The 24,960-nt window shown below is 53.6% G+C and carries 30 protein-coding genes; 21 read left to right on the top strand and 9 right to left on the bottom strand.

Annotated elements, in window-relative coordinates:
* Positions 1-133: 133 nt before the first annotated feature.
* The 3 genes from EDM60_RS11740 to EDM60_RS11730 form a co-directional block, all read right to left on the bottom strand.
* The gene (locus tag EDM60_RS11740; RefSeq protein WP_122964156.1) at positions 134-604 is read right to left on the bottom strand and encodes a thioredoxin family protein; all 471 of its coding nucleotides are present in this window, start codon (positions 602-604) and stop codon (positions 134-136) included.
* A gap of 3 nt (positions 605-607) precedes the next feature.
* Positions 608-1,036 (bottom strand): disulfide oxidoreductase, encoded by a 429-nt coding sequence (locus EDM60_RS11735; RefSeq protein ID WP_122964155.1) that lies wholly within the window; start codon positions 1,034-1,036, stop codon positions 608-610.
* A 147-nt stretch (positions 1,037-1,183) separates the two neighbouring features.
* Positions 1,184-1,969 carry a metallophosphoesterase family protein gene (locus EDM60_RS11730; RefSeq protein WP_122964154.1) on the bottom strand — a complete coding sequence of 262 codons (786 nt, stop codon included), beginning with the start codon at positions 1,967-1,969 and terminating at the stop codon, positions 1,184-1,186.
* Positions 1,970-2,165: 196 nt separating this feature from the next.
* Here EDM60_RS11730 and EDM60_RS11725 point away from each other — a divergent pair, with 196 nt between their 5' ends.
* From EDM60_RS11725 to EDM60_RS11710, 4 genes are all read left to right on the top strand, one after another.
* The gene (locus EDM60_RS11725; RefSeq protein ID WP_122964153.1) at positions 2,166-2,990 is read left to right on the top strand and encodes a cupin domain-containing protein; all 825 of its coding nucleotides are present in this window, start codon (positions 2,166-2,168) and stop codon (positions 2,988-2,990) included.
* An 87-nt stretch (positions 2,991-3,077) separates the two neighbouring features.
* Positions 3,078-3,800, top strand: a complete 723-nt coding sequence (locus EDM60_RS11720) for an NAD-dependent deacylase (RefSeq protein WP_122964152.1) — start codon at positions 3,078-3,080, stop codon at positions 3,798-3,800.
* Positions 3,801-3,967: 167 nt separating this feature from the next.
* Positions 3,968-5,890: an ABC-F family ATP-binding cassette domain-containing protein gene (locus EDM60_RS11715; RefSeq protein WP_122964151.1), complete on the top strand. Its 1,923-nt coding sequence runs from the start codon at positions 3,968-3,970 to the stop codon at positions 5,888-5,890.
* A 108-nt stretch (positions 5,891-5,998) separates the two neighbouring features.
* On the top strand, positions 5,999-6,220 hold the full coding sequence (locus tag EDM60_RS11710; RefSeq protein WP_122964150.1) for a hypothetical protein: 222 nt from the start codon (positions 5,999-6,001) through the stop codon (positions 6,218-6,220).
* Between the two features lie 57 nt (positions 6,221-6,277).
* Here the strand turns inward: EDM60_RS11710 and EDM60_RS11705 are convergent, their stop codons facing one another.
* Both EDM60_RS11705 and EDM60_RS11700 read right to left on the bottom strand, forming a co-directional pair.
* Positions 6,278-6,640 carry a L,D-transpeptidase gene (locus EDM60_RS11705; RefSeq protein ID WP_122964149.1) on the bottom strand — a complete coding sequence of 121 codons (363 nt, stop codon included), beginning with the start codon at positions 6,638-6,640 and terminating at the stop codon, positions 6,278-6,280.
* Positions 6,641-6,724: 84 nt separating this feature from the next.
* Positions 6,725-6,961, bottom strand: a complete 237-nt coding sequence (locus EDM60_RS11700) for a hypothetical protein (RefSeq protein ID WP_007784848.1) — start codon at positions 6,959-6,961, stop codon at positions 6,725-6,727.
* Between the two features lie 196 nt (positions 6,962-7,157).
* Between EDM60_RS11700 and EDM60_RS11695 the strand changes: the two genes are divergently transcribed.
* The 3 genes from EDM60_RS11695 to EDM60_RS11685 all read left to right on the top strand — a co-directional run bounded on the left by EDM60_RS11695 (position 7,158) and on the right by EDM60_RS11685 (position 10,029).
* Positions 7,158-7,916, top strand: coding sequence for a DUF4931 domain-containing protein (locus tag EDM60_RS11695; protein WP_063231335.1), 759 nt, complete (start codon positions 7,158-7,160; stop codon positions 7,914-7,916).
* A 19-nt stretch (positions 7,917-7,935) separates the two neighbouring features.
* Entirely contained in the window at positions 7,936-8,796 is an 861-nt protein-coding gene (locus tag EDM60_RS11690; RefSeq protein ID WP_122964148.1) for a GNAT family N-acetyltransferase, read from the top strand.
* A 102-nt stretch (positions 8,797-8,898) separates the two neighbouring features.
* Positions 8,899-10,029 (top strand): virulence factor, encoded by a 1,131-nt coding sequence (locus EDM60_RS11685; RefSeq protein WP_122964147.1) that lies wholly within the window; start codon positions 8,899-8,901, stop codon positions 10,027-10,029.
* Positions 10,030-10,086: 57 nt separating this feature from the next.
* Here the strand turns inward: EDM60_RS11685 and EDM60_RS11680 are convergent, their stop codons facing one another.
* A complete protein-coding gene (locus EDM60_RS11680) occupies positions 10,087-10,773 on the bottom strand; it encodes a M15 family metallopeptidase (protein WP_122964146.1) in 687 nt (228 codons plus the stop codon).
* Positions 10,774-10,955: 182 nt separating this feature from the next.
* Between EDM60_RS11680 and EDM60_RS11675 the strand changes: the two genes are divergently transcribed.
* On the top strand, positions 10,956-12,254 hold the full coding sequence (locus EDM60_RS11675) for a phytoene desaturase family protein (RefSeq protein WP_122964145.1): 1,299 nt from the start codon (positions 10,956-10,958) through the stop codon (positions 12,252-12,254).
* Positions 12,255-12,353: 99 nt separating this feature from the next.
* Here EDM60_RS11675 and EDM60_RS11670 read toward each other — a convergent pair whose 3' ends face one another.
* Entirely contained in the window at positions 12,354-13,166 is an 813-nt protein-coding gene (locus EDM60_RS11670; protein ID WP_122964144.1) for a serine hydrolase, read from the bottom strand.
* 108 nt (positions 13,167-13,274) lie between these two features.
* Between EDM60_RS11670 and EDM60_RS11665 the strand changes: the two genes are divergently transcribed.
* From EDM60_RS11665 to EDM60_RS11645, 5 genes are all read left to right on the top strand, one after another.
* Positions 13,275-14,900 (top strand): peptide ABC transporter substrate-binding protein, encoded by a 1,626-nt coding sequence (locus EDM60_RS11665; protein ID WP_122964143.1) that lies wholly within the window; start codon positions 13,275-13,277, stop codon positions 14,898-14,900.
* A 30-nt stretch (positions 14,901-14,930) separates the two neighbouring features.
* Positions 14,931-15,665 (top strand): gamma-glutamyl-gamma-aminobutyrate hydrolase family protein, encoded by a 735-nt coding sequence (locus EDM60_RS11660; RefSeq protein WP_122964142.1) that lies wholly within the window; start codon positions 14,931-14,933, stop codon positions 15,663-15,665.
* 87 nt (positions 15,666-15,752) lie between these two features.
* Complete coding sequence (locus EDM60_RS11655) at positions 15,753-16,196, top strand: peroxiredoxin (RefSeq protein WP_122964141.1); 444 nt, start codon at positions 15,753-15,755, stop codon at positions 16,194-16,196.
* 99 nt (positions 16,197-16,295) lie between these two features.
* On the top strand, positions 16,296-17,348 hold the full coding sequence (locus tag EDM60_RS11650; RefSeq protein WP_122964140.1) for a DNA polymerase IV: 1,053 nt from the start codon (positions 16,296-16,298) through the stop codon (positions 17,346-17,348).
* 11 nt (positions 17,349-17,359) lie between these two features.
* A complete protein-coding gene (locus EDM60_RS11645) occupies positions 17,360-17,557 on the top strand; it encodes a hypothetical protein (RefSeq protein ID WP_122964139.1) in 198 nt (65 codons plus the stop codon).
* Between the two features lie 139 nt (positions 17,558-17,696).
* On the opposite strand, the gene EDM60_RS11640 is transcribed toward EDM60_RS11645, so the two are convergent.
* The gene (locus EDM60_RS11640; protein ID WP_122964138.1) at positions 17,697-18,917 is read right to left on the bottom strand and encodes an MFS transporter; all 1,221 of its coding nucleotides are present in this window, start codon (positions 18,915-18,917) and stop codon (positions 17,697-17,699) included.
* An 82-nt stretch (positions 18,918-18,999) separates the two neighbouring features.
* Positions 19,000-19,563 carry a TetR/AcrR family transcriptional regulator gene (locus EDM60_RS11635; protein ID WP_122964137.1) on the bottom strand — a complete coding sequence of 188 codons (564 nt, stop codon included), beginning with the start codon at positions 19,561-19,563 and terminating at the stop codon, positions 19,000-19,002.
* 199 nt (positions 19,564-19,762) lie between these two features.
* On the opposite strand from EDM60_RS11635, the gene EDM60_RS11630 reads away from it, so the two are divergent.
* The 8 genes from EDM60_RS11630 (at position 19,763) to EDM60_RS11595 (ending at position 24,952) form a co-directional block, all read left to right on the top strand.
* Complete coding sequence (locus tag EDM60_RS11630; RefSeq protein WP_122964136.1) at positions 19,763-20,287, top strand: YqeG family HAD IIIA-type phosphatase; 525 nt, start codon at positions 19,763-19,765, stop codon at positions 20,285-20,287.
* Positions 20,284-21,405, top strand: coding sequence for a ribosome biogenesis GTPase YqeH (gene yqeH / locus EDM60_RS11625; protein WP_122964135.1), 1,122 nt, complete (start codon positions 20,284-20,286; stop codon positions 21,403-21,405). Before EDM60_RS11630 ends, yqeH begins: the two co-directional genes overlap by 4 nt.
* An 83-nt stretch (positions 21,406-21,488) precedes the next feature.
* Positions 21,489-22,340 carry a shikimate dehydrogenase gene (locus EDM60_RS11620; RefSeq protein WP_122964134.1) on the top strand — a complete coding sequence of 284 codons (852 nt, stop codon included), beginning with the start codon at positions 21,489-21,491 and terminating at the stop codon, positions 22,338-22,340.
* A gap of 37 nt (positions 22,341-22,377) precedes the next feature.
* Positions 22,378-22,668, top strand: coding sequence for a ribosome assembly RNA-binding protein YhbY (gene yhbY, locus EDM60_RS11615; RefSeq protein ID WP_122964133.1), 291 nt, complete (start codon positions 22,378-22,380; stop codon positions 22,666-22,668).
* A gap of 17 nt (positions 22,669-22,685) precedes the next feature.
* Positions 22,686-23,279, top strand: a complete 594-nt coding sequence (locus EDM60_RS11610) for a nicotinate-nucleotide adenylyltransferase (protein WP_122964132.1) — start codon at positions 22,686-22,688, stop codon at positions 23,277-23,279.
* Positions 23,263-23,853, top strand: coding sequence for a bis(5'-nucleosyl)-tetraphosphatase (symmetrical) YqeK (yqeK, locus tag EDM60_RS11605; protein WP_122964131.1), 591 nt, complete (start codon positions 23,263-23,265; stop codon positions 23,851-23,853). The genes EDM60_RS11610 and yqeK overlap by 17 nt, the downstream gene beginning before the upstream one ends.
* Positions 23,853-24,209 (top strand): ribosome silencing factor, encoded by a 357-nt coding sequence (gene rsfS / locus EDM60_RS11600; protein WP_063231353.1) that lies wholly within the window; start codon positions 23,853-23,855, stop codon positions 24,207-24,209. The genes yqeK and rsfS overlap by 1 nt, the downstream gene beginning before the upstream one ends.
* 5 nt (positions 24,210-24,214) lie before the next feature.
* Complete coding sequence (locus EDM60_RS11595) at positions 24,215-24,952, top strand: class I SAM-dependent DNA methyltransferase (RefSeq protein ID WP_122964130.1); 738 nt, start codon at positions 24,215-24,217, stop codon at positions 24,950-24,952.
* Positions 24,953-24,960 lie beyond the last annotated feature (8 nt).

Below are 24,960 nucleotides of genomic sequence, written 5' to 3'. Positions count from 1 at the left end.
AGTATCCATTATAGGCATTCGTTTCCAAAAGCCTAATGACTCTTTCGGGCTATTTCTGGCTGTTTTCGTTCACAGTTTTGTCACCTATAAGAGAAAAGGCCCTGGAGCTTTCGCGTCCGGGGCCTTTTGTCCGCTATGATTTTTTCTGCTCTTCCAGCCATTTCTTCCACTGGTCGGCTTCGTGGCCGCCTACCAGACGAGCTACTTCCTTGCCGTCTTTGTAGTGAACGAGAGTCGGGGTGAACTCGATCTGGAAATCATCCCAGCTTGCGTTAAATTCGAGCAGGTTGTGCTTTTTCATGTCGATTTGCATGTCTTTGACGATCGGCACCAAAACAGGTGTCGTAGCGCGGCAATGCTCGCACAGCGGGCTGTAGTAGTAGACGTACAAGTCTTCTTTGCCCGCGATCTTGCTCTTCAGCTCGTCCGGCATGATCAGGTTGTCGTACAGCGGGTCTTGCAATTGCTCGATAGTAGCCGGATTCAGGTTGGCTTTGCCGTAAGGATTGCCGGCAGCCGCCTGGCGGTTGGACATATCCGAGTACACAATCGCGCCGATCAAGAGCGCTGCTACCAGGATAGACAGGAAAATAATCTTTTTCATGCATCAATTCTCCTTTGCGTTTTTCATGACGATGAACAGCGAAATACTGATTAAAGCAAATGCGACCAGCGCCAGAAAAGGAATGGTGATAAACCCGAACCAGTTGATGTAGTCCGTATTGCAGGGGACAATGCCGCAAGCATTGCCCAGCTCATGCAGGAAGGGAACCTTTTGGATCAAGTAATGATAGAGGGAGATGCAACCGCCGATCAAAGAGAGAATCAAGGCGTACGAGGACATTTTGTAGTCCTTTTTCGCGGACGCCACTCCGAGCAAAATGATGAGCGGATACATCAGGATGCGCTGGTACCAGCACAAATCACACGGTATGTACTTCAATACTTCCGAAAAAAACAGACTTCCAGCCGTGGCAATCAGGGACAGGCCCCAAGCCGCAAACATGGATTGTTCCATCACTTGTTGACGTTTCATAACAACACCTCGTTCATATCTTACCATATTACGATTCGGAAGTAGATTATAAAAAGTAACAATTTTTCAAAGGGAAAGGCTTGTGCTTGTACCAAAAACAGGATAGAGGCGCTACCCGAAGCGCTAGGGCTACAGGTAGTGTCGCCGTCAGATGACGCGTACTTGCATGGCAGGCTGGACGTCGCCAACAGGGACAAAGATCGATTGCAGAGAGGGCCACTCTACCAACAATACTCCTCGCCGATAAGCGGCACCGCCATCGATGCCGATCAGGTTGCCGCGCCGCCAGGGACCATAGCCTTCATAGTCAGGCAAACGAGGCACCGGGGTATGACCGAAGACGATTGGCCTGTCTCCTTCATAATAAAGGTAGAAGGGCTCGCGAATCCACAGGAGATCTTCTGGATTTTGCTGGCGCAGCGGAATGCCGGGACGAATGCCCGCGTGGACGAGCAGAACAGCGGGCGCTCCCGTCTGCGGATCGGCTGGAAGCTCCATGTACAACGGCAAGGCGGACAAGGCGGGCAACAGTCCCGGGTACTCGCTCTGAATCAGCCGTCGAGCTTCCTCTTGTTCGGCGTTGGATGGCATGGAATGGAGAAAAGCCCGGCGCAGAGGGTGGTTTCCCAAGAGCGAACGGATCGTGGCATCTCCGCCGTTGTAACGCAAGTACAGCTCCGGGTTTCCTTGTCCTTTCAGCCAATCCTCCAGCATCTGCTCGTGATTGCCTTTCAGGAGAAAGACCTGGTTTGGATATTGCTTTTGCAAGGTAAACAGGTCGAACAGCACTTCCTTCGATTCCGGGCCGCGGTCGATCATATCGCCGATCACATAGAGACGATCTCCCGTTTGCGGGGAAAAGGAGGCATCGCGCAATGCTCTGCGAAATGCCTGGTTCTGGCCGTGAATGTCCGAGACGAAATAGGTGGCCACTTCCACTCACCTCCCATGAGGACTTGGCGCGACTCTTATTACGATATGCCGATCAGGAGAGGGAGTGCCAATGCAACGAGCCGTGCGAGCTGAATCCAGGCTGCCTTGTTGAAAACATAGGCGCACCAACTGGGCGTTCGGGAATATGGATACCTATGAGACATATACCCAGAACGTTGGAGGGAAGACGGGACAGATGGCTACCACTTATCGGGACTATACTTCGCCGAATACGCAATTTACGTACGATATGCGCAACAACACGTTTTTTCGAAAAGACGCGGGCAACTTCATCGATTCTCTCGGCATCCAGCAGTTGAACACGCTGGGCAACACTTCGCTGCTCGACATCTTTTTGACGACTGGAAACGTGATTGAGCCACATATTCATCAAAACGCTTCCGAACTGGTTTACTGTGTGTCCGGCGAGGCAGCCGTTTCCATTATTAATCCATTCACGAACCAGTTGCTTACTTTCCATATCAAGCCGAGGCAAGTGGCGAATGTGCCGCAGGGCTGGTGGCATTACGAGATTGCCCTGACGGACGATACGCATCTGATAGCCGTTTTTGACGCTCCGGTGCCGGAAGTGATCTTTGGCTCCGACATCCTGCGACTGACCCCGGCAAGCGTATGGGCGCACACGTACTGCCTGGACGAAGCGAAGGTCAAGGACACTTTTGCTCCGATCCCCCGAACCGTTGTCATCGGTCCGCCGCTTGGTTGCCAGCGAGGGGCGAATCCGGGAGCGAACCAAGGCTCGAATCCGGGCGCAAACCAAGGCACGAACCAATGGAACAGCCCGTCCAGCCAGCTTCCGCACTACGGCTATTCCAGCCAATGGCCGACAAGCTCCTATTATTACGATGCCGCCGCTTATGCCCAGGCGCCGGAGTACGGACAGTACACGCACTATCCGGAACTGTCCGGGTACACGTATTACCCGCCCAGCCAGCCTCAGCTCCAGCAACAGCCTCAGGCGTCTTATCCGCAGCAATATGGATATGCCGGAACGTATTAGCTAACGTACGAGACACAAGACTCCTTATTTGCTGTACACTTCCTTTTTCTTCCTTTACAATGAGAGCAAAAAAGCGGAGGGATGCAGATGGAGTCGCTGGCCAAATGGCTGCAACAATCACCTCGAACGATTGTCTTTACAGGTGCAGGCATGTCTACCGAAAGCGGTCTGCCTGATTTTCGTTCCCAGACCGGATTGTGGCGCGGATTGGACCCCCAGCAGCTCGCCAGCACGAAAGCGATGCGCGAGAACCGGGACGAGTTCGCCGCTTTTTACCGCAAGCGGATCGAAGGGTTGCTGGCCTGCCAGCCGCATGCAGGACACGAGTTGCTGGCAAAATGGGAGCAGCGCGGGCTGGTCGAAGGCATCATCACGCAAAATGTAGACGGCTTTCACCAGCGGGCAGGGAGCCAGGCAGTGGCGCAACTGCATGGCACATTGAGCACGGTTAGCTGCATTCGTTGCCAGGAGCGCTATTCCAGCGAGCGGTATTTGCAGGAAGACGGGACTAGGTGTGCGTGCGGAGGCTTTGTCCGTCCCGATGTCGTCTTGTTCGGAGAAGCTTTGCCGCCGGCGCAGGTTGAGCAAGCCGTCGAGTGGGCTGAGAGCGCTTCGCTGTTCCTCGTGCTCGGCTCTTCGCTGACAGTCAGTCCGGCTAACTGGTTTCCCCAGCGAGCGAAAGAAAGCGGGGCGAGACTGGTGATTGTCAATCAGGAGCCGACGCCACTCGATGACTGGGCGGATTTTGTGGTGCGCGACCAGAAAATAGGGGAGCTATTGTCGCAAACCGAGCAATGGCTGACGAGCTGAACCAACAGGCGGGGCGTACTCACGACGAGTGAAGTGCGCCTGCTTTTTTGCATGCCGGACAGGAACCGGGCAGAGAATCCTAGAGCTTGCACGAAAAAAATGGTACGATCATAAGATAGCATCCCTTTCAACTGGAGAGGGCAAATAGAAAAGTACAGGTGAAGACCATGCAAATTATTTCAGTAGAAAACCTCTCCAAAAGCTACGGAGACAAGATTTTGTTTGATCATATTTCCTTCCATATCGCAGAGCAGCAACGGATCGGGCTGATCGGAGTCAACGGTACAGGAAAGTCTTCGCTGTTGCGCATCATGGCGGGACAAGATACGCCAGACAGCGGAAAAATCATTCACGCCAACCATTTTCACGTCGAATACTTGCCGCAAAACCCAAGCTTTGATGAGGAATCAACCGTATTGGAGCAAGTGTTCTACGGAGAGTCTCCGCTGATCCAGCTGCTGCGTGAGTACGAAATCGCGCTGGAAGCCGTTCAGGCAGATCCGCAGGACGAGAAAAAGCAGGCGCGCCTGTTCGCTGTACAAGGGCGGATGGACGCAGTTGATGCGTGGGAGAGCAATACGCAGGCCAAGACGATTTTGACGAAGCTCGGGCTGCACAACTTTTCGCAAAAAGTCAAAGAGCTGTCCGGGGGCCAACGCAAGCGGGTAGCCATGGCGCGGGCGCTGATTCAGCCAGCCGATTTGCTGATTTTGGACGAGCCGACGAACCATATCGACAATGAGACGGTAGAGTGGCTGGAGGAATTTTTGTCCCGCTACAAGGGCGCTTTGCTGCTCGTCACGCACGATCGCTACTTCCTCGACCGGGTGACGAACCGCACGTTTGAGCTGGATCGCGGCAAGCTGTACAGCTACGAAGGCAACTACGCCACGTTTTTGGAGAAAAAAGCCGAGCGGGAAGAAAATGAGGCAGCAGCAGAAGACAAGCGGCAAAATTTGTTGCGCCGCGAGCTGGCCTGGCTGCGCAGGGGAGCCAAAGCGCGGACGACCAAGCAAAAAGCGCGTGTCCAGCGGGCAGAGGAGCTGCGCGACCGGACTGTGGATGGCCCGACAGCCAAGCTGGAGATGGCGCTTGGTGCAAGCAGGTTGGGCAAAAAGGTCATCGAGATCGAGCACGTGCAAAAAGGATACGGCGACCGCAGTCTCATCAACGACTTCAGCTATATCGTCCTGCCAGGTGATCGCGTGGGGATCATCGGGCCAAACGGCAGCGGCAAGTCGACGCTGTTGAACATGCTGGCCGGACGAATCCAGCCTGACAGCGGGACGATCGATATCGGGACGACGGTGAAAATCGCCTACTACACGCAGGATAGCGTGGAGATGAACGAGAAGCTGCGCGTGATCGAGTATGTGAAGGAAGCGGCAGAAGTAATCACGACGAGCAACGGCGAGGCGATTACCGCTTCGCAAATGCTGGAGCGTTTCCTCTTTTCCCCAGCCATGCAGTGGACGCCGATTGCCAAGCTGTCTGGCGGCGAGCGGCGCAGGCTGTACTTGCTCCGCACGTTGATGGGCGAGCCGAACGTGCTGTTTTTGGATGAGCCGACCAACGATCTCGATATCCAGACGCTCAGCATTTTGGAAGATTATTTGGAGCAGTTCCCTGGCGCGGTCATCACGGTTTCCCATGACCGCTACTTCCTTGATCGCACGGTCGACCACCTGTTTGCTTTTGAAGGAGACGGACAAATTCGCCATTTTATCGGCAATTACTCCGAGTATCTGGAAGAAAAGCGAGTGGAGGACACCGCAGCAGCAACAGCTTCCGTGGGGCAACAGCCATCCGTCGAGAAGCAGGCGAGCAGTCAGGCGACGCGTGGCAACAACCGCACGAAAAAGCTTTCGTACAAGGATCAGAAGGATTGGGATACGATCGAAGGCAAAATTGCAGCTCTTGAAGAACGGATCGCGACGCTCAAAAAAGAAATTGCCGGAGCGGGCAGCGACTACGGCAAGGTAGAAAAGCTGTTTGCGGAAGAACAGCAAGTGACTGCCGATCTGGAAGCGGCAGTAGAGCGCTGGGCGGAGTTGTCTGCCCTGATCGAAGAGTTGGAGCAAGGGAAGTAATTGGCAGGGTGCCAATCTCTGTTTGTCTAGCCAGTTATTGAGGCTGGGAAAGCAACGCCGATCTCCTGTAGACTAGAGAGGATTACTAGAGTAGAGGAGTCGCTGTCGTTGCCTGCCTATAAGCTGGACCCGGAATGGGTGATGTCTTACCTCGTATTGCAAGAAGAAAGGCTCGCTTGTGAAGTCCATCCGAAGGACAAAGAAGCGATCATGAACAAAATCAGGGAAATGACGCTTTCGATTATGTACAAGCAAGCCAGAAGATTTCTCGTATACTTGGAGACGAATGACCAAAAAACGGTCGATGAAACGGATAAGCACCTCATGTAAAAAAGACCCGCCTTTTCGAAAATGAAGAGGCGGGTCTTTGCCTGTGCACGCGGCCATTTATTGCAGGCGGATTCGGACTGGTGTGCCGATGGGAACGATTTGGGCCAGTTCGTTGACATCCTGATTGTACATGCGAATGCAGCCGTGCGAGACGTAGTGCCCGATCGAGGATGGGGTGTTTGTGCCGTGTATGCCGTAATGAGGTTTGCTCAGCCCCAGCCAGTATGTTCCGAAAACGCTGAGCGGTCCTCCCGGGTACGAGTCGGGATAAGGAACCTTGTTGATGATCGTAAAATCGCCACGAGGTGTTTCCGTCGCGATCTTGCCGAGCGCAACCGGATAGGAGCGGATCAACGTATTGCCGTCGTACAAATCGAGCTTTAGCCTTCTGATCGAGATGCGAATGTTGTATGCAGGCATTCCCTCACCTCCCTTTGGCAGCCGCCCTCGACATCGTTGCTACTATCGTATGTGAGACGGCGGGAGAGGTACGCGGGTTTCTTTTTAGCGGAAGGAAGAAAAGGTATCAGGGTAGCGCAAGCCGTCGCGGTAGAACAAGGTGCGCACCCAGGCGTACAGACGCAACGGAATGGACGGGAAGACAATCGCCAGCTTCCCTTCTTCCAAAATGGGCAGGTCGAGCGGAGACTGAATCTCGTAAGGAACGCCCTCCTGATCGAGCAGTGCCTTGTAACGGTGTGCTTCGCTCCAGCTCACCGGGTAATAGAATGATTTTTCCATCGCATCCAACACCTTTCCGGTTTTCACTGCTCCCATTATATGCAACCCATTTGGGGTAAAAAAAGAAACGAGCGCGTAGATCAAGGAAAATAGGCTTTCTCTGTGGCCAAAATGTGCCGCGAGCGAAATTACGGCATGATTTTCAAAACAATTCAGTGTAAAGTGAAAGTATCCAGAAAATGGAGGGACGCTTTGTATGGCGCAGACACATTTGCACTTTAACATGCACATCGGAAAAAAGAAGCCGGAGAGCGTAATCAATCGGGAAACAGCGTGTCCTTTCTGTGATCGCGGCAGTTTGACTGACGTCCTGGAGCAGCGAGGTTCCATGATCTGGCTGATGAACAAATTTCCCGTCCTGCAAGACACGCATCAGACAGTGTTGATTGAATCAGAGGAGTGCAACGGCGACTGGTCGACGTATTCCCGGGAGCATGTGCACGCTTTGCTCTCCTTTGGCGTCGAGAAATGGCTGGAGATGGAGAGAAGCGGTTCTTTTCGCTCGGTTTTGTTTTTCAAAAACCACGGCCCGTATTCCGGCGGGAGCATTCGCCATCCGCACATGCAGATTGTCGGCCTGACTGGCTACGACTATCGCTCGCAAGTGAAGGACAGCGACTTTATGGGCATTACGATCGACAAGGAAGCAGGGGTTTCCTGCACGCTCTCCACGCATCCGCGAGCGGGCTTTTTTGAATACAATGTCATTTTGGAGGACTTGGATCGGCTGCCCAAAATGGCCGAATACTTGCAAATATTGGCGCACTGGATTTTGCATCACGTCAATCCGCGCAACCAGAGCTACAACTTTTTCTTTTATCAATGGAAAGAAAAGCTGATTGCGAAAGCCATCCCGCGCTTTGTGACGTCGCCCTTGTACGTCGGCTACACGATTCCGCAAGTGGCAAACAACCTGGATGAAATGATCGAAGAAATGAGAAGGCATTATTTTTAACGAAAAAGGAGCGAGGCTTTTGACATACGAGATCGTAGCGAAACAAACATTGACCGCAGAGGAATTGGCGCAAATTAACGAATTGGTTCGATTATGCAACGAACATGACGGGATTGATCTGAAAATCAACCCGGACATGCTGCGAAACCGCTCAGGCAAACATACAGAAGATTTTCTCTGCTACGCGGACGGCAAACTGGTCGGATTCCTCGGCTTGTACGTTTTCCACAGGAAAGAGGCAGAAGCGAGCGGGATGGTACACCCTGACTATCGCCGAAAAGGAATTTTTTCCAGTTTGCAGCGAGCTGCCGAAGAAGCGTGCAAACAACGGGAAATTCCTTCGATCCTCTTTATCGTCCAGCACAACTCGCAGTCAGGAGCAGCGTACATGCAGCAAATCGGCGCGACATACGAACATTCGGAGCACTGGATGGACTTGGGCGAGGGCGGGCGTCAGACCTGTAACGACACGTTGCGAATCCGCCCGGAAACGGCTGACGATTACGAGACGCTGATTCAACTCAATGTGCACGGTTTTCAAATGGAAGAACAACAGGTGCGAGAGATGGCCGAGATGATGGCAAGCGATCTCAACTCCCGTACATACTTGGTGATTGTAGAAGAGGAAGCGGTCGGCAAAATCAGTGTGAGCCGCAAAGATGCGAAGGCGTTCATTTACGGATTTTGCGTCCATCCCGACCATCAAGGCAAAGGCTACGGCCGTCAGGCATTGGCGCAAACGATTCGGCTGATCGAAGAGGAAGGCTACAAGCACGTCTCTCTGGAAGTCGCCTGTGAGAACAGCAAGGCGCTGGGGCTGTACGAATCTTGCGGCTTCGTCGTGAAGTCTGCCAACGATTACTACAGGCTGAATCTGTAGCAGGCAAACTGCTTTTGCTTGCACCTGCGGATTGGCAAACGCAGGAGCTTCCGTGCTACCATAGGGGAGAGGTAGCATTGCGGAAAAAGGAGTGACGAAAGCATGAAACTGTTGTCGATCGAACCGACGCCGAGTCCGAACGTGATGAAGCTGAACGTGGACGAGACTCTGCCAGGCGGCGTGCAACATGTTTATACAAAGGCGGAAGCAGCGAAAGCGCCGGAACTGATGCAAGAGCTGCTCGCCATTGACGGAGTGACGTCGATTTTTCACACGGCGGACTTCCTCGCGTTGGAGCGCAAGTCGAATGCCGACTGGCAGCGCATTTTGACAGAAGCGCGGGAGATTTTGCAGGCAGGAAAAGGAACGGCAATTCCTGTCGTCTCCGCTGAGCAGGCGGGAGCCTACGGCGAGGCGCAAGTATTCGTCCAGATGTTTCGTGGCGTGCCGATGCAAGTGAAAGTAACGATGGGAACGGAGCAAATTCGCGCAGCTCTGCCTGAGCGATTCGGACAGGCTGCTGTACAGGCTGGATCTGCTTCGCCGAACTTGATCATGGAGCGAAAATGGGTGGAGCATGGCGTGCGTTACGGCGATTTGCGCGAAATTGGCGAAGAAGTAGCGCAAGAGGTCGATGCGACTTACCCGCCAAGCCGCGTGGAGGAAATCGTCCAGCAGGCGATGCTGCTTGGTCCTGGGGAAGCGCCGCAAGAAGTGGAGCGCGAGAAAAAAGTCGTCACGCTTGAGATGCTGGACGACCCGGATTGGCGAAACCGCTATGAAGCGCTGGATCGGATGGAGCCGACAGAGGCAGACTTGCCTGTCCTGGAAAAAGCGCTCCGCGATCCCAAGCCTTCCATTCGCAGGCTGGCTGTCGTCTACCTCGGCATGGTGGGCGGCGATAATGTGTTCCCGTTGTTGTTCGAGGCGCTGCGGGACGACTCTGTCTCCGTGAGAAGGACGGCTGGCGACACGCTGTCCGATTTGGGCGATGTCCGGGCGATTGGGCCGATGTGTGAGGCGCTCAAGGATCGGAACAAGCTGGTGCGCTGGCGTGCCGCTCGCTATTTGTTTGAAGTAGGCGATGAGACAGCCCTGGAAGCCCTGCACGCAGCCCAGAACGATCCTGAGTTCGAAGTCAGCTTGCAGGTGCAAATGGCTGTACAGCGGATCGAACGGGGAGAAGCTGCCAGCGGTACAGTTTGGCAGCAGATGACAAGACGCAACGACTAATCGCTCTATCGCGGCTTCCGATTCGGGGAAGCCGCGATAGAGTTTTTTGCTTGCAAGCTACACGCCGCCGTACATGGCGCATGCCTGCCCGGTTTGAGCCGCCCATGCCTGGTTGCCGTAGTCAAAATGCCACCATTCGTCTGGGTAATTGGTGAATCCTACGCCTGTCATCACCGCATACAGCAAGCGGCGGTTGGCCTGCGCTTGTCTGTCGGACTCGTCAGTGAGCTCGTTGCTTTCAAAATAGCGCGTACAGGCGCGCGGTGAAAAGTCATCAAAAGCGGTTCCCATCTCCAGCCAGCCGTCAGGCCCGGCAATCGTCAGGTCAATGGCCCCTCCGGTCAGGTGACGCGGCGGTTTTGCCGGATCGTGCGTGGGGCGGGCCACAAAGCGGTGCAGCTCCGTGTACAATTCCTCGCCTTCGACGAAGCCTTGGGCGAGAAGCTGCGCTTTGAAACGGTCGTACAAGGCTTGCTGCACCCGGATCGGGCGGTATCCGTCCAGCACGACGAAGCGAAGATTGGGCGGGAGCAGCTTCGCGGCTTGCAAAAGCTTGTCTGCGACCCCTTTTCTGATCAGGCAATCCGCTGTGGCTCCGTCCAATTCCTGGATGTGGTAGGCCGGATATACCTCGAACTGTGGGGCATACTGCTTGAGAGAAATGAGCGGATCGTTGTTTTCACAGATGGCAGGGAGCGTGTCTGCCTCTTTTTGCGCCGGAGGAATCGGGGTATTCCAGTCCATGTGGCAACCACCTTTTGCGTTTTTCTTCATCATAGCACAGCCGATCTAGGTAAAAAATGGTATCAGACAGTATAAAAATAGACACAGTTCAATAATAGTTGACTTCCACCTTATCCATCCCTTATTCTATTGTAGGGTTTAGCTCATGAATCAACATCGCTAGTGCGTAGGGGAGATTGTGTATGACAACCAATCACTATGACGTTGTTATTGTAGGTGCCGGACTGGCTGGTCTTTCCAGTGCTGCCTACCTGTCGTCTAAAGGTAAAAAAGTTTTAGTTTTGGAGCGCGGACAATTGGGTGGACGTGCCGTTACATTGAAGATCAAAGGCTTTAACTTCAACTTCGGTGCTCACGCCATTTATGCTCGCGACAGCTCTGTATTGAGAACGTTTGAAAAAGAACTCGGACTCAACATTGACTGGCAAGATTTCAATCCGACAAAAGCGAAGTACGATATCGGAAGCGATCTGACTGCGGTTCCTTCCAACGTGCAAGGACTTTTCCAAACAAAGCTGCTCAAAGGGATGGACAAGGTGTTGTTCACATTTGAAATCCTGAAAACGATGCTCAAAGTGGAAAAAGGCCATCCGCACATGTCGATCCAAAAGTGGATGGAAAAAAAGCATGTCAGCGAAGAAGTGCAAGATATGATGCTGACACTCGCCTCCTCCAACTTCTTTACCCGTGAACCGGAAAAAATTCCGTCGGATGTGTTCTTCACGTACTACAGCCGTTTGTTCACCACGAACAAGCCTGTAGCTTATATCGGTGGCGGCTGGCAAGCTCTGATCGACGAATTTGTTCGCGTGATCGAAGCAAACCAGGGAACCATCATGCTCAAGAACAAAGTAGAAAAGTTCCTCGTAGAGAACGATCGCGTGGTTGGAGTGGTGACGCCGGAGGGCGAGTTTACGGCTGATGAGTTCGTCTGCTGTATTCCGCCGAAAGAGTTGGCAAAAGTATTCGCAGAAACGCGTCTGGAGCACGCAGTGGCCCAGCATGCGGAATACGAGCCGACAGTCGTCATGGTATACGACATTGGTTTGAAAGAGCGCATTGACGTGCCGTTCTCCTACATCTACGACAAGCAGAACAATATTTTTATCACCGACATCTCTTACTACGACCGCACTTGTGTGCCGGAGGGCGGACAGCTGTTGCAGGCGACTGCGTACATGCGTCAGGCCGACGTCGGCAACAAGGAAGCGGCAGATATCCGCAAGCAAGAGATCGAGAACCTGTACGACAAGCACTTCCCGGGCTGGCGCGAGCAATTGGTTGTTCCGCGTGTTTCCGCCCGCGCAGTGGTACAGGAGATCAAATGGACGATGAATCAAAAGCCAATGCCGACCTTCTTCCCGGACTACCGCAACCTGTTCTTTGCAGGAGACTGGTGTGAAGGGCAAGGCCAGTTGTCCGAGCTGTCCTTCTCCAGCGCATGGCAAGTGTCCAACCTGATTTTGGAAAAAGATAAGTAAAAGTAAGCGGGTCATTCCTTTTTGTTGCGAGAGGAAAGACCCGTTTTTTCGCGTGGGCGCAGAAAAGCCCGCCAGACGAAGCGGGCGGGCAGTGGCAAGCTACGCTTTTGGACCGTACGCGTCATACAAAAGACTGCCGATGCGGGCCATGACAGCAGCTGCATCTTTTTGCGCAAGACCTTTGTTGAGCAGGGAGACGCTGATCGCGTGCGGACCTGTGTAGAAAATTCCGACATCATGCGTGATTTTGGTAACCGAGCCTGTCTTGTTGGCGAACTCCCATTTGGGAACCATGCCGATGATCTCGCCATCCGGATCGGGCAAGAGGAACGGAAAACGGTCGCGATGCTGTTGCTGCTTCAAGATCGCAATCATTTTCAGACAGCTGTCGTAGGAGATGACTTTGCCAGTCGCCAAATAGCGGAGGTGGCTGCCGATATCTGCTGCTGTAATCTCGTTGTAGCCTTCCAGTTCGGCGGGCACGACCATCAGTTTGTTGTAAAAGGAGCTGTTTTCCATGCCTGTTTTGCGCATGGCGTTGCGGATGCTGTCTGTCCCGACGAGATCGATCATCATGTTCGTGGCTGTGTTGTCACTCTGGATGATCATCAAGGTGACGAGATCGTACACGGTGAACTCAGTTCCGGGTGTCATGTGCTGAAGAACGCCTGCCCCGCCGACGAGATCTTCCTGGCGCAGCTTGATTTTGTCTTCGAGAGCGAGCTTTCCGGCATACGCTTCCGCGAACACGGCTGTCATGATCGGCACCTTGATGACGCTTGCCGCATAAAACCGTTCGTTCTCGTTGATCGCGAGCTTTTCGTTTGTCTGTAAATCTTCCAGATAGACTCCCCACTCACCGCCAGCAGCTTCCAAAAGTTCTGAAACAGGGGTAAACAGACTGGATAGCATCAAACCCATCTCCTTTTTATTCGTGTAGACAAAATTTTCTCAAGATAATATTATTTAGTCATGCTCCTAACAATCAAGAAGAATTATTCCAAAGATGGGGGTTTTGTTGTGAAAAAGTTGAAGAATCTATCATTTTGCGCCGTTTTGCTGACCAGCTTGGTGTTTGCTGGCTGTGGAACGCCGCAAGCCGGCACGCCAGAGAAAGCGCCAGGTGCGCAAGAGGAGCAGAAAAGCGCGCCGCAAACAATGCAGGTCAACTTGAACACAGGTGAGCCGAACACGATCGACCCTGGACTGGCAGAAGATATCCCTTCGATGTCTGTTGCCCGTGCAGCATTTGATGGCCTCCTGCGCCTGAATGCAAAAGGCGAGCTGAAAGAGGCGGTCGCCGAGAAGTACGAAGTTTCCGCTGATGGCTTGACCTACACGTTCCATTTGCGCGATTCCAAATGGTCCAACGGCGATCCCGTTACGGCCCACGATTTTGAATACGCCTGGAAACGGGTGCTCGATCCCGAGACAGCGTCCGGCTATGCGTATCAGCTGTACTATTTGAAAAACGGGGAAGCGTTCAACGCCAAGAAGGCGAAAGCGGACGATGTCGGCGTGAAGGCGACCGATGACAAAACATTGGTCGTGACACTGGAAAATCCGGCTCCTTTCTTCCCTGAGCTGGTGGCGTCCGTCACTTATTTCCCAGTCAATAAAAAGGCGGTCGAAGCCGGCAAGGATTGGGCTGCGAAGCCAGAAACGTACATCGGCAACGGCCCGTTTGTCCTGAAAAAATGGGAGCACAAATCGCTGATCGAGTTTGCGAAGAACGACTCCTACTGGGATAAAGACGCTGTGCAACTGTCTACTTTGACGATCAACATGATTGAAGATGCGAATACCGAGCTGTCCATGTTCGAAAAAGGCGATCTGGACTGGGCTGGCTCTCCGCTCGGCGACTTGCCGCTCGATGCGCTGGACTCGCTGAAAAATTCCGGGAAAATGCAGTCCCAGGCGACAGCAGGCACATACTGGTACATTTTCAACACGACGCAAAAGCCGTTCGACAACAAAAAAATTCGCCAGGCGTTCGCAACTGCTGTAAACCGCAAGGAAATCTCGGAGAACGTAGTGCCGTTCAAGAGCACGCCAGCGCTGGGAATCCTCCCGCCAACCATGGCGCTCAATCCGGATGGCTACATCAAGGATGGCGACGTGGAAACAGCGAAAAAGCTGCTGGCCGAAGGAATGAAGGAAGCAGGCTTGACCCAGTTGCCTGAGTTGACGATCGCCTACAATACGACAGAAGTGAACCAGCGTATTGCCACTGTGATCCAGGATCAGTGGAGAAAAGCGTTTGGCATCGAAGTCAAGCTGGTGAACAAAGAGAACAAAGTCCACCGCGAGCAAATGAAAGAAGGCAACTTCACGATCGGCCGCGCCAGCTGGATCGGCGACTTTAACGATCCGATCAACTTCCTGGAAGTATTCAAGGGCGGCTTGAACACATCGAAATGGGAGAACAAAGAGTTCCTCGACCTGCTTGCCCAGTCTGCCAAGGAAGGCGATCTGGCAAAGCGCAAAGAAATTTTGCAAAAGGCGGACGCCATCGTCATGGATGAAATGCCTGCATTGCCGATCTACTATTTCACCTATGCGTGGGTGAAGCAAGACAGCGTAAAAGACGTCGTCGTGGACGCTCTCGGGTTCATCGACTTCAAGTACGCTTCAAACGTCAAATAAACCAAGGTAGCGATAAGGGAGTGACTTTGCGTGCGTCCGATTATTGGTGTCGCGTGTACGAAAATGTATTTCCCGAATAACAATCTGGATCAATTTTTTTACGTCGGCTCAGGCTATGTGGACGGAGTGGCCCGCGCAGGCGGGATACCGCTTATCCTGCCGCTTTTGACGGTACAGGAAGCGCCGTTTCGGGAAATGGTCGAGTCGCTCGACGGCCTGATTTTGACGGGCGGAGATGATCCTGCCCCTCACTTGTACGGGGAGGAACCGCTGCAAGGGCTGGGCGATATCGAATACGAGCGGGACTTGGCCGAGCTTGCGGTAATCAAGCTGGCGCTGGAGCTGAAAAAGCCGATTTTGGGCATTTGCCGCGGAATGCAGATTTTGAATGTAGCGTGTGGCGGCACGCTCATCCAGGATATTCCGAGCCAGGTTCCGGGAGCCTTCCAGCACGCGCAAAAAGGCTCGCGCCAGTACGGCGCACACAAAGTCACGCTGCAACCGGGATTTTTGGCGGACGCTCTCGGACAACAAGAAGTGTTGGTCAATACGTCCCACCATCAGGCAGTCAAGGACGTAGCGCCAGGCTTCCAGATGACAGGATGCGCGGCTGACGGAGTGATTGAAGCGATTGAGAGTCAAAACGGGCTGTACATCGGTGTGCAATGGCATCCCGAGCGGATGTGGTCGCACGATAGCCAGATGTTTAAAATCGCCCAGGCATTTATTGCCCGGGTAAAACAGCAAAAGCTGCAAGCCAACTAAACGAAAAGCCGTTCTGCACTTGCGCAGGGCGGCTTTTTGCAATCGCAAAACGATTTTCGATGTATACTGGGCTTAGAGGTGAGTGAAATGTTGCCAATTGGAGCAAAAGCCCCTTTCTTTTCCGCCAAAAGCACAAAAGGCCCGGTCGATTTGCGCGACTATGTAGGCAAGCAAACGATCGTGCTGGTCTTTTACCCGGGAGATGATACCCCGGTATGCACGAAGCAACTGTGCGCCCTTCAGGACAACTACGGCACATTGCAGCAAAAAAATACGGTCGTGTTTGGCATCAATCCGGGTGAACTGGACAAAAAGCAGGCGTTTGCAACGAAATTTCAGTATGAATTTCCTTTGATCGTCGATGAAGGCCAAAAAATTCGCGAGGCATATGATGTAGGAAAAATCCTCGGGTTGTTTTTCCAGCAGCGAATCGTCTATATCATCGGCAAAGACGGGACGATCGTCTACGCGAAAAAAGGCAATCCTCCCGTATCCGAGCTGCTTCGGGTCATGGAAGCGCAAGAGCAATAACGGGCGAACGGCGGTTGGGGAGATATCCGCTTGCATTGAAGGGCCAAAACAAGGATAATACAAGTACAAATGAGAATGTATGTTTGGTGGTTATCCGCTATGAAAAAATTCCTTCATCTGGATATCGACGCGTTTTTCGCCAGTGTAGAGCAGCTTGACCGCCCCGAGTTGCGCGGCAAGCCGGTCATCGTCGGGGGAACAGCCAATCGCGGCGTCGTCTCGACGTGCAGCTACGAGGCGCGCAAGTACGGTGTTCGCTCTGCCATGCCTGTCGCGATGGCGAGAAAAAAATGCCCGCAGGGTGTGTACCTCCCCGTCCGCTATGGGCGTTACATCGAGAAATCGGCGGAAGTCAGGGAGATTTTCACTTCCTATACGGCGCGTTACCAAACGGTCGGGTTGGACGAAGCCTACCTGGACGTCACGGACTACGAGAATGCCGTTCCCGTCGCGCGCGAGCTCAAGCGGCGAATCAAACGGGAGACAGGATTAACCTGTAGTATCGGTCTTTCCTATAATATGTCGCTGGCGAAAATCGCCAGTGATTTGAAAAAGCCGGATGCTTTTGTCATCATTCGTCCCGAGCAGGCGCTGGACGTACTGCGCCCTTTGCCGATCGGAACGCTGCACGGCGTCGGAAAAAAATCGCAGGAATTGCTCGCCAAAAAGGGCATTGCTACGGTCGAGGACTTTTGGCAACTGTCTCTGGACGAGGTCGTGCAACTGTTCGGCAAGTTTGGCCGCTCGCTGTACGACCGCTCCAGAGGGGAAGACAGCCGGGAGATCGTGATGGATCGCGCACCGAAGTCGACGAGCCGCGAGACGACGCTGTCTTTTGACTTGTATGACCGCGAGTCGATCGCGCCGATTGCCTATTCCTTGCTGCGGGAAGTCGAAGAGGACGTGCGCCAGGATGGGGTCGAGCCGCAGACGATTACGCTCAAGATCAAGTACGCCGATTTTACGCAACGGACGAAACAGCACAAGGCAGTCGCAGGGGCCAACTGGCAAGAACTTCTGGACGATTTGCTCGATGCGTTTGATTACTCGCCGGGTGTCAGGCTGGTCGGAGTTGGCTTTTCCAATTTTGCCGAGCCGAAACAGGAGCGCTACGAGCAATTGTCCATGTTTCCTTGGAAGCTGGGGAGATAGGAGGAGGGGCAATGGGCGAGGAGAACCCGTTTCATTGTTGTGCGACCTGTACGCATTTTCGCGTGGAAAAAGCGCCCGGCGGCGTGACTTATCGCTGTTCGCGGCTGACGTACGAGACGCGTCCGGACTACCGTTTTCAGTGCTGGACTCCGACGGAGCGGGTCAAACGTTTGATGGAGACGAGACAACAACCGTTCGATAGCGAATAAAAGACGACACCCCCGATTGCCACGTACTAGCGTGACAGCGGGGGTGTTGTTTGTTTGGCTGGAGCATGTGGTTGCTTCGTCAGTGGCTTGGTCACTCGGTCGCTACCAGCAGCATTCGTCTGTGCGTTTCCTTTAGACATTAAGACGAATGCATCTCGCCTTTTGACGAAGAGACACGCACGGCTCCACTCGCTTTGAGCTGGAGGAACAGCATGATGCCGAAGCCAAGCACGGCTGCTGCCACAACGAGGATGGCAGACGATACAGGCAACAAATCCGTCAAAATGCCGCCTGCCAACGGCCCGGCTACCATGCCGATCCCGTGGAACATGTTGAACAAAGCGTAGGCTGTGCCATAGGCGCCGCTTCCCCCTTGGTCGATGATGCTGCCCAAAGTCGGGAGCGTGGGTGACAGCGTAAAGCCTACGCCTGCGCCGACAAGCGCCATCGCAATTCCCGCCTGCCACAGCGAGCCAGCCCATACCAGTGAAGGCATGAAGACAGCGAGGAGGACGATTCCGGCGAACATCAGCTTATACGGATTAAAACGGTTGGACAGCGAGCCTGCTACCGGGGCAATCAATCCGTAGGCCAAAGTCATCGCTGCAAACAGCAAGCCGATCGCAGTCGGGGTGATGCTGAACTTTTGCGTTAAAAAGACGGGCAGCGTCGGCTCCAAGAGGCAGAGCGATACTTCCGCCAGCAGGACGATTCCGGCGATGAAGACGACCTGTGGATTGCGTAAAAATCCGCCTACCGCAAGCTTTTCGCTGGCTGTACGAGCCGCTTCTTCCTTCAGGAACAAAAAGACGAGCACGATGTTGATGACCGTAAAGGCCGCAGCGGCGAGAAACGGCATCCGGTGATCGCTGATCTCAAACAGCCAGCCGCCGATCGGTGCGCCGAGCAAAGTGCCTGTAGAAATAGCGGTCAACGCCGTTCCCATGACCGCTCCGCGCATTTTCGGAGGGAACAGGTCAGCGAGCAGGGCGAGAGCGGTCGGCCAAGTCGCAGCCGCTGCAATCCCTTGCACGAAGCGGGCAGTAATCAACAAGGCCATGGTGTCAGAGAACGCGAACAGCAGCGTGGAAGCTGCCAGCCCAATCAAGCCGACCAACAGCACGGCACGTCTGCCCAAGCGGTCCGAGATCGGGCCGAAGATCGGAGTGGCGAGCAGCATGGCGACCGCATAGCTGCTGAACAGAATGCCCATCATGGTAGAGGAGGGCTTTAGCGTCTCGGAAAAATAAGGGACGATTGGAATCAACAGACTGTAGAGCAGCATATCGATGAACAAAATCAGAATCACGAACAGCAAGCCAGTGCGTTGCGCTTTTGTCATTTGGGTAAAAACAGCCATGGTGAACACCTCATTTCAAGTCTTGTACTCGAAAAACTATTTTTGTTTTATTAGTTTTCGCAAAAAAAGGGAATAAAAGGGGCTACCTTTTATCCACAGGGATCAGGCCGTACAACAGAACATCGACAATCGCCGCCAAAGCTTCGGAAACCGTAATCTGGTTTTTCATGTAAAAGCGCTGATCCAGTGTCGAATTGACGGCGTCGATGATCAGCTTCATCACTAATGTCATGTTCATGTTGACGATCAGCCCCTCTTTGACCCCTTGTTCAATCAGGGCGCGCAGCGTCTGCCAATCGTCCGAGAGCGCGGAGTCGACCAGCGCCCATTGCTCCGGGTAGTAGCGCTTCATCTGTTCAAGAATGCGCAAATCGTAAAACTCGTAGTGTGTCGGCAACACGAGCATGACGCCTTTGATTTTATCGAGGAGAGAAAGACTGTCGTCAGCGAGAATTTGCCGGGTTTTTTCATCGCCCTCGGCAAACGTCTGGGAGATGATTGTTTCGAGAATCTCCACTTTGGAAGAAAAATGCTCATACAGCGTTCGCTTGCTGATCCCCAGCCTGCGCGCCAGGTCGTCCATGGAAAACTTCATGCCTTTTTCTCTGATCTCTTCAATAAAACCTTTCATGATTCGGTCTTTCATCTTCAGCGACCCCCTGCCTGACTTACGGGTGAAAACTATTTAAACAAAAACAGTTTTATAAGTACCGCCATTATGACACACTCTGATTGTCCGTGGCAAGGGGCGGCGCAAGCTTTTTCTTTTGCAACAGAGTGGTCGATTATGGTATAGTAGGTGCCGAAATCGCGGTTAATGGCTGCACATCATTTGGAGGTGCCCCGTGTTTTTAAACAAGCTGATGCCCAGTCAGTTCGTAGAGTCAATCCATCACATTGATATAGATCAATTGAAACGAAATAAAATCCGTGCGGTGATAACAGACCTGGACAATACGTTGGTGGAGTGGGACAGGCCGGAGGCTACTCCGGAGGTAATCGACTGGCTGGCCCGGATGCAGGAAGCAGGCATTCAGGTCACCGTTGTGTCCAACAACAACAAGGAGCGCGTACACCGCTTCTGTGCACCACTCGATCTCGGTTTTATTTGTGCGGCGAAAAAGCCGACCAACCGTGCCTTTTTGCAGGCAGTTCGGCAAATGAACGTGACCATCGCCGAGACTGTCGTGATTGGCGATCAATTGTTTACTGATGTGCTGGGGGGAAATCGACTGGGGTTTCATACGATCCTGGTCGTGCCTGTGGCCCAGACGGACGGTTTCTGGACGCGCTTTAACCGTCAGATGGAGCGCGTGGCTTTAAGCTGGATGGAAAGGAAAGGAATGGTTTCGTGGAGGAGAAAAGCATGACGGAACAAACACTCGGCTCTTGTGCCGGATGTGGGATCGCGATTCAGACAGAGGATGCGAAAAAGCCCGGCTATGCGCCGGAGTCGGCATTGGGGCGCAAGGTCGTCATCTGTCAGCGCTGCTATCGCATCAAGCATTACAATGAAGTCGCTCCGGTAGGAATGGGTGACGACGACTTCCTGAAAATTTTGGATGGCATCGGCTCTACGCAATCGCTGGTCGTCATGGTCGTCGATATTTTTGACTTCCAAGGCTCCTGGCTCAGAGGGCTGCCGCGCTTTGTCGGGAAAAACCCGATTTTGCTCGTGGGCAACAAAGTGGACTTGCTGCCGAAAAACATCAACCTGAACCGCGTGCGCAACTGGATGCAGCATGAAGCGAAAGAGCGCGGCTTGCGCCCGGAAGACATCGTGCTGATCAGCGCGCAAAAAGGACTGCATATCGACGAACTGTTGAATCGGATCGGGGAGCTGCGCAAAGGGCGCGACGTGTACATCGTCGGAGTGACCAATGTCGGCAAATCGACGATGATCAACCGCATCCTGCACGATTACGGAGCCGCAGAGCTGGAGATCACGACATCGCCGTTCCCTGGCACGACGCTCGATAAAATCGAAATTCCGCTGGAAGACGGCCGCTCCATTTACGATACGCCGGGCATCATCAACCGCGATCAGATTGGACATATGGTGTCGCCAGCCGATTTGCGCAAAATCACTCCGAAAAGCCGGATCAACTCCAAAGTATACCAGCTCGAAGCTGGACAAACTCTGTTTCTCGGCGGCTTGGCACGCATCGACTTTGTGCGTGGATCTAAACAGCCGTTTGTCGTTTATGTAGACAACGACCTGTACATTCATCGCACGAAGCTGGAAAAGGCGGACGAAGTGATGGAAAAGCATCACGGCACGCTGCTGGTGCCTCCGACAGGAGAAGAAGCGGCAAAAGCGCTCCCGCCGTTCGTCAAGCATTCCTTCAAGGTGACCCAATCGCAAATGTCTACGGATATCGTCATCTCCGGGCTGGGCTGGGTGACCATTCAAGGCAAGTACGAAGCGAACGTCGTGGTTCACGCGCCAAAAGGAGTAAGCGTGGGCATGCGCCGCGGGCTGATCTAGCCAGTCCAACAAGTATCCGCATATGGCGCTCCCTTTTTCGTGCCATATGCTAGAGAGAGAAGCTACGGGGGAGGAAATGCTCCATGATTACAAGCAAAACGCAGTTGGTTGGCCTGTTCGGACATCCGGTTTCCCATTCCCAATCTCCGATGATGCACAATGCTGCTTTTTCCGAGACCGGACTTGGATTCGCTTATGCGGCGTTTGACGTAGACCCGGAAGACTTGGCGGACGCGGTAGCGGGGATTCGCGCATTGGGCTTGCGCGGGATTAACGTGACGATTCCCCACAAGGTGGCGATCATGCCGATGCTCGATGAAATCGATCCGCTGGCGAAGCGCATCGGCGCGGTCAATACGGTCGTAAGCAAGGATGGCAGGCTGATCGGTTACAATACGGACGGCATGGGCTACGTCCGCTCGCTTGTAGCGGAGACGGGGATCGTGCTGGACAAACAAATTGTTACGATGATGGGCGCGGGCGGAGCTGCCCGTGCTGTTGCGTTTACTTTGGCGGAAAAAGGCGTCAAGGAAATTCGCATCATCAACCGCTCGCGGGAAAGAGCGGCTGTACTGGCAGAGCATGTGGGAACAATCGTCCCGACGCGGATCGTGGAGCAAGGGGAAGGCAAAGACGCCATCGCAGACTCATCCCTGTTGATCAATACGACTTCCATCGGCATGCTGCCAAACGTGCAGGAAACTCCTGTGCCAGCAGAATGGCTCCATCCCGGCCTGACTGTCAGCGACCTGATTTACAACCCGCTGGAGACGCGCCTGTTGCGTGAAGCGAAAGAAATCGGCGCGACTGTCCACTCCGGCGTCGGGATGTTCGTAAACCAGGGGGCACTGGCATTTGAGCTGTGGACGGGTACAGACGCACCGACAGATGTCATGCGTGAGATTGTCTTGCAGCAACTGACGAAAACAACCTGATCAATCTTGATTGCAGGAACTAAAAGGAGGCATGCCGATGTTGACCGGCAAGCAAAAGCGCTTTTTGCGCGCAGAAGCACACCATCTCACCCCGATTTTCCAAGTAGGAAAAGGGGGCGTGAATGAAAATATGATCACCCAGATCAAAGAGGCGCTGGAAGTGCGCGAATTGATCAAAGTAGCGATCTTGCAAAACAACAGCGATGACAAACATGAGGTAGCAGAAGATTTGGCAGCAGGTGCGGGTGCCGAGCTGGTACAGCTGATCGGCCATACGGTTGTCTTGTACAAAGAGTCCCGGGAGCACAAGACCATCAAGCTGCCGTAACCATAAGGACTACCGCCATGAAGCATGCCGTCAAAAAAGTAGGGATGATGGGCGGGACATTCGATCCGATCCACTGCGGTCATTTGCTGGCAGCAGAACAAGCCAGGGAACAGGCCGGGCTTGATGAAATCTGGTTCATGCCGACGCACATTCCTCCGCACAAACAGAGGGACAGTCTGACATTGGCAGAGCATCGCCTGAACATGGTTCAGATGGCTGTGGCCGATCACGAGGCTTTTCGCGTCACGGATATCGAGCTGAGAAGAGAAGGCCCCTCCTACACCTACGACACAATGGTTCAGCTAACACAGCAGTTCCCTGATTGTCAGTTTTCTTTTATTATTGGGGGAGACATGGTCAAAATCTTGCCCAAATGGTACCAGTTCCAAGAGCTGCTTCGCATGGTACGCTTTATAGGACTCGCCCGGCCGGGCACCGAGCTGGATCGGGAGGCAAGCGAGTACGTCACGTTTGTGGAGATGCCGGTTTGGGACATCTCTTCCACGTTGATCCGCGAAAAGGCGGCTGCGGGCAAAAGCATCCGCTACTTGGTGCCAGCTGCTGTGGAGCGCTATATAAAGGAGAACCGATTCTATGAAACTCTTGACTAATCGGGAAGAACTGCTTGCCCGCATTCGGGCGCAAATGCATGAAAAGCGCTTCAACCACACGCTCGGAGTCGCCCAGTCAGCTCGCAACCTTGCCGTTCGCTACGGGGCTGACCCGGACAAAGCGGAGCTTGCAGGGCTGTTGCACGACTACTGCAAATGCTGGCCCGTGGAGAAAATGTTCGAAATTCTCGTTCGCCACGATATGCCGACAGAGCTTCTGGAAGGGGAAAAAGAGCTGTGGCACGCTTTTGCCGGGGCGATCGTCATCCAGACGGATCTCGGTGTGACAGATACGGATATTTTGCAAGCCGTTCGCTACCACACGACGGGGCGAGCGGGGATGTCCCTGTTAGAAAAAGTCGTTTGTGTGGCAGACTATATAGAACCGAACCGCATTTTTCCTGGTGTCGACGAGATTCGCGCGCTGGCTGAAAAGAATTTGGATCAAGCCTTGGCACTAGCTTTGGGCGGCACCATTCAGTTTTTGATAGAAAAGCAGAAAACGGTTTATCCGTTGACGCTGATTGCCTATAACGATTTGGTATCCCGCAAAGGGAGAGAAGGAGGGTTTTGATGGTTAAAACAGTAGAAGAGTTGGCTCGCTTGGTAGTGAAGGCAGCCGATGACAAAAAGGCAGAAAATCTCAAGGTGCTGGACATCAGCAAGCTGTCCGTCATTGCAGATTACTTCATGATTTGCCACGGAAACAACGAGCGCCAAGTACAGGCAATCGTGCGCGAGATTCGCGACCAGGCCCATAAAAACGGCTATGATGTTCGCGGGATCGAAGGGGCAGACGAAGGTCGCTGGGTGCTGGTTGACCTGGGAGATATCGTCATTCACGTCTTCCACCGGGAAGATCGCGAGTTTTACAACCTGGAGCGCCTGTGGAAGGATGCAGAAGAGGTTTCCTTCGCTGTGCAAGGGTAATAAAGATGGCCTACGCACACATGGCCGCCGTCTACGATGCGTTGATGGCAGACACCCCCTACGATCAGTGGCTCGACTGGATTGAGCGTAGCTGGCAAAAAGGCAGCGCACCCAAGCGGATTATCGATCTCGGCTGCGGGACAGGGACGATCGCCATTCCGCTGGCGAAGCGGGGCTATCGTGTCACAGGTGTCGACCTCTCAGCCGAAATGCTGGCGATTGCCTACGATAAAATGCGCCAGGAGCAAGTAGAGGTAGCGTGGGTGGAACAAGATATGCGCGAGCTTTCCTTGCCGGAAGCCGATGCGGTCATTTCCTTGTGCGACTCGCTCAGCTACTTGACAGAAGAGGCGGACGTGCAAGAGACGTTCCGACGCGTGTTCGCTCATCTTGCTCCAGGGGGAAGCTTCTTGTTTGATGTGCACAGTCCGTACAAGATGCTGCACGTTTTCGGAGACGAGACGTTCACCTACGTCGACGACGAGGTTTCGTACATTTGGCAATGTTTCTGCGACCCGCTTCGCCTGGAAGTAGAGCATCAGCTGACCTTTTTCATCCGCCAGCCAAACGGCTTGTACGAGCGGATGGAGGAGGAGCATTGGCAAAGAGCTTACCAGCCTGTGCATCTGATGCGCTGGCTCGCGGAGGCCGGGTTCACGGACATCGTCATTACGGCAGACTATTCGGACTTGCCACCGCAGGAAGCGAGCGAGCGCCTGTTTTTTTCCGCACGCAAGCCATAAAGTTTGAC

This window comes from Brevibacillus parabrevis (assembly GCF_003710905.1).
Lineage (GTDB): Bacteria > Bacillota > Bacilli > Brevibacillales > Brevibacillaceae > Brevibacillus > Brevibacillus parabrevis.
This window is presented reverse-complemented; position numbering and strand designations above follow the sequence as displayed.

What these genes read in the sequence shown, in the direction of transcription:
- EDM60_RS11740 (WP_122964156.1), bottom strand. Translation starts at nt 604, where the DNA reads ATGAAAAAGATTATTTTCCTGTCTATCCTGGTAGCAGCGCTCTTGATC.
- EDM60_RS11735 (WP_122964155.1), bottom strand. Translation starts at nt 1,036, where the DNA reads ATGAAACGTCAACAAGTGATGGAACAATCCATGTTTGCGGCTTGGGGC.
- EDM60_RS11725 (WP_122964153.1), top strand. Translation starts at nt 2,166, where the DNA reads ATGGCTACCACTTATCGGGACTATACTTCGCCGAATACGCAATTTACG.
- EDM60_RS11720 (WP_122964152.1), top strand. Translation starts at nt 3,078, where the DNA reads ATGGAGTCGCTGGCCAAATGGCTGCAACAATCACCTCGAACGATTGTC.
- EDM60_RS11715 (WP_122964151.1), top strand. Translation starts at nt 3,968, where the DNA reads ATGCAAATTATTTCAGTAGAAAACCTCTCCAAAAGCTACGGAGACAAG.
- EDM60_RS11705 (WP_122964149.1), bottom strand. Translation starts at nt 6,640, where the DNA reads ATGCCTGCATACAACATTCGCATCTCGATCAGAAGGCTAAAGCTCGAT.
- EDM60_RS11700 (WP_007784848.1), bottom strand. Translation starts at nt 6,961, where the DNA reads ATGGAAAAATCATTCTATTACCCGGTGAGCTGGAGCGAAGCACACCGT.
- EDM60_RS11695 (WP_063231335.1), top strand. Translation starts at nt 7,158, where the DNA reads ATGGCGCAGACACATTTGCACTTTAACATGCACATCGGAAAAAAGAAG.
- EDM60_RS11685 (WP_122964147.1), top strand. Translation starts at nt 8,899, where the DNA reads ATGAAACTGTTGTCGATCGAACCGACGCCGAGTCCGAACGTGATGAAG.
- EDM60_RS11680 (WP_122964146.1), bottom strand. Translation starts at nt 10,773, where the DNA reads ATGGACTGGAATACCCCGATTCCTCCGGCGCAAAAAGAGGCAGACACG.
- EDM60_RS11675 (WP_122964145.1), top strand. Translation starts at nt 10,956, where the DNA reads ATGACAACCAATCACTATGACGTTGTTATTGTAGGTGCCGGACTGGCT.
- EDM60_RS11670 (WP_122964144.1), bottom strand. Translation starts at nt 13,166, where the DNA reads ATGCTATCCAGTCTGTTTACCCCTGTTTCAGAACTTTTGGAAGCTGCT.
- EDM60_RS11655 (WP_122964141.1), top strand. Translation starts at nt 15,753, where the DNA reads ATGTTGCCAATTGGAGCAAAAGCCCCTTTCTTTTCCGCCAAAAGCACA.
- EDM60_RS11650 (WP_122964140.1), top strand. Translation starts at nt 16,296, where the DNA reads ATGAAAAAATTCCTTCATCTGGATATCGACGCGTTTTTCGCCAGTGTA.
- EDM60_RS11645 (WP_122964139.1), top strand. Translation starts at nt 17,360, where the DNA reads ATGGGCGAGGAGAACCCGTTTCATTGTTGTGCGACCTGTACGCATTTT.
- EDM60_RS11640 (WP_122964138.1), bottom strand. Translation starts at nt 18,917, where the DNA reads ATGGCTGTTTTTACCCAAATGACAAAAGCGCAACGCACTGGCTTGCTG.
- EDM60_RS11635 (WP_122964137.1), bottom strand. Translation starts at nt 19,563, where the DNA reads ATGAAAGACCGAATCATGAAAGGTTTTATTGAAGAGATCAGAGAAAAA.
- yqeH (WP_122964135.1), top strand. Translation starts at nt 20,284, where the DNA reads ATGACGGAACAAACACTCGGCTCTTGTGCCGGATGTGGGATCGCGATT.
- EDM60_RS11620 (WP_122964134.1), top strand. Translation starts at nt 21,489, where the DNA reads ATGATTACAAGCAAAACGCAGTTGGTTGGCCTGTTCGGACATCCGGTT.
- yhbY (WP_122964133.1), top strand. Translation starts at nt 22,378, where the DNA reads ATGTTGACCGGCAAGCAAAAGCGCTTTTTGCGCGCAGAAGCACACCAT.
- EDM60_RS11610 (WP_122964132.1), top strand. Translation starts at nt 22,686, where the DNA reads ATGAAGCATGCCGTCAAAAAAGTAGGGATGATGGGCGGGACATTCGAT.
- yqeK (WP_122964131.1), top strand. Translation starts at nt 23,263, where the DNA reads ATGAAACTCTTGACTAATCGGGAAGAACTGCTTGCCCGCATTCGGGCG.
- rsfS (WP_063231353.1), top strand. Translation starts at nt 23,853, where the DNA reads ATGGTTAAAACAGTAGAAGAGTTGGCTCGCTTGGTAGTGAAGGCAGCC.
- EDM60_RS11595 (WP_122964130.1), top strand. Translation starts at nt 24,215, where the DNA reads ATGGCCTACGCACACATGGCCGCCGTCTACGATGCGTTGATGGCAGAC.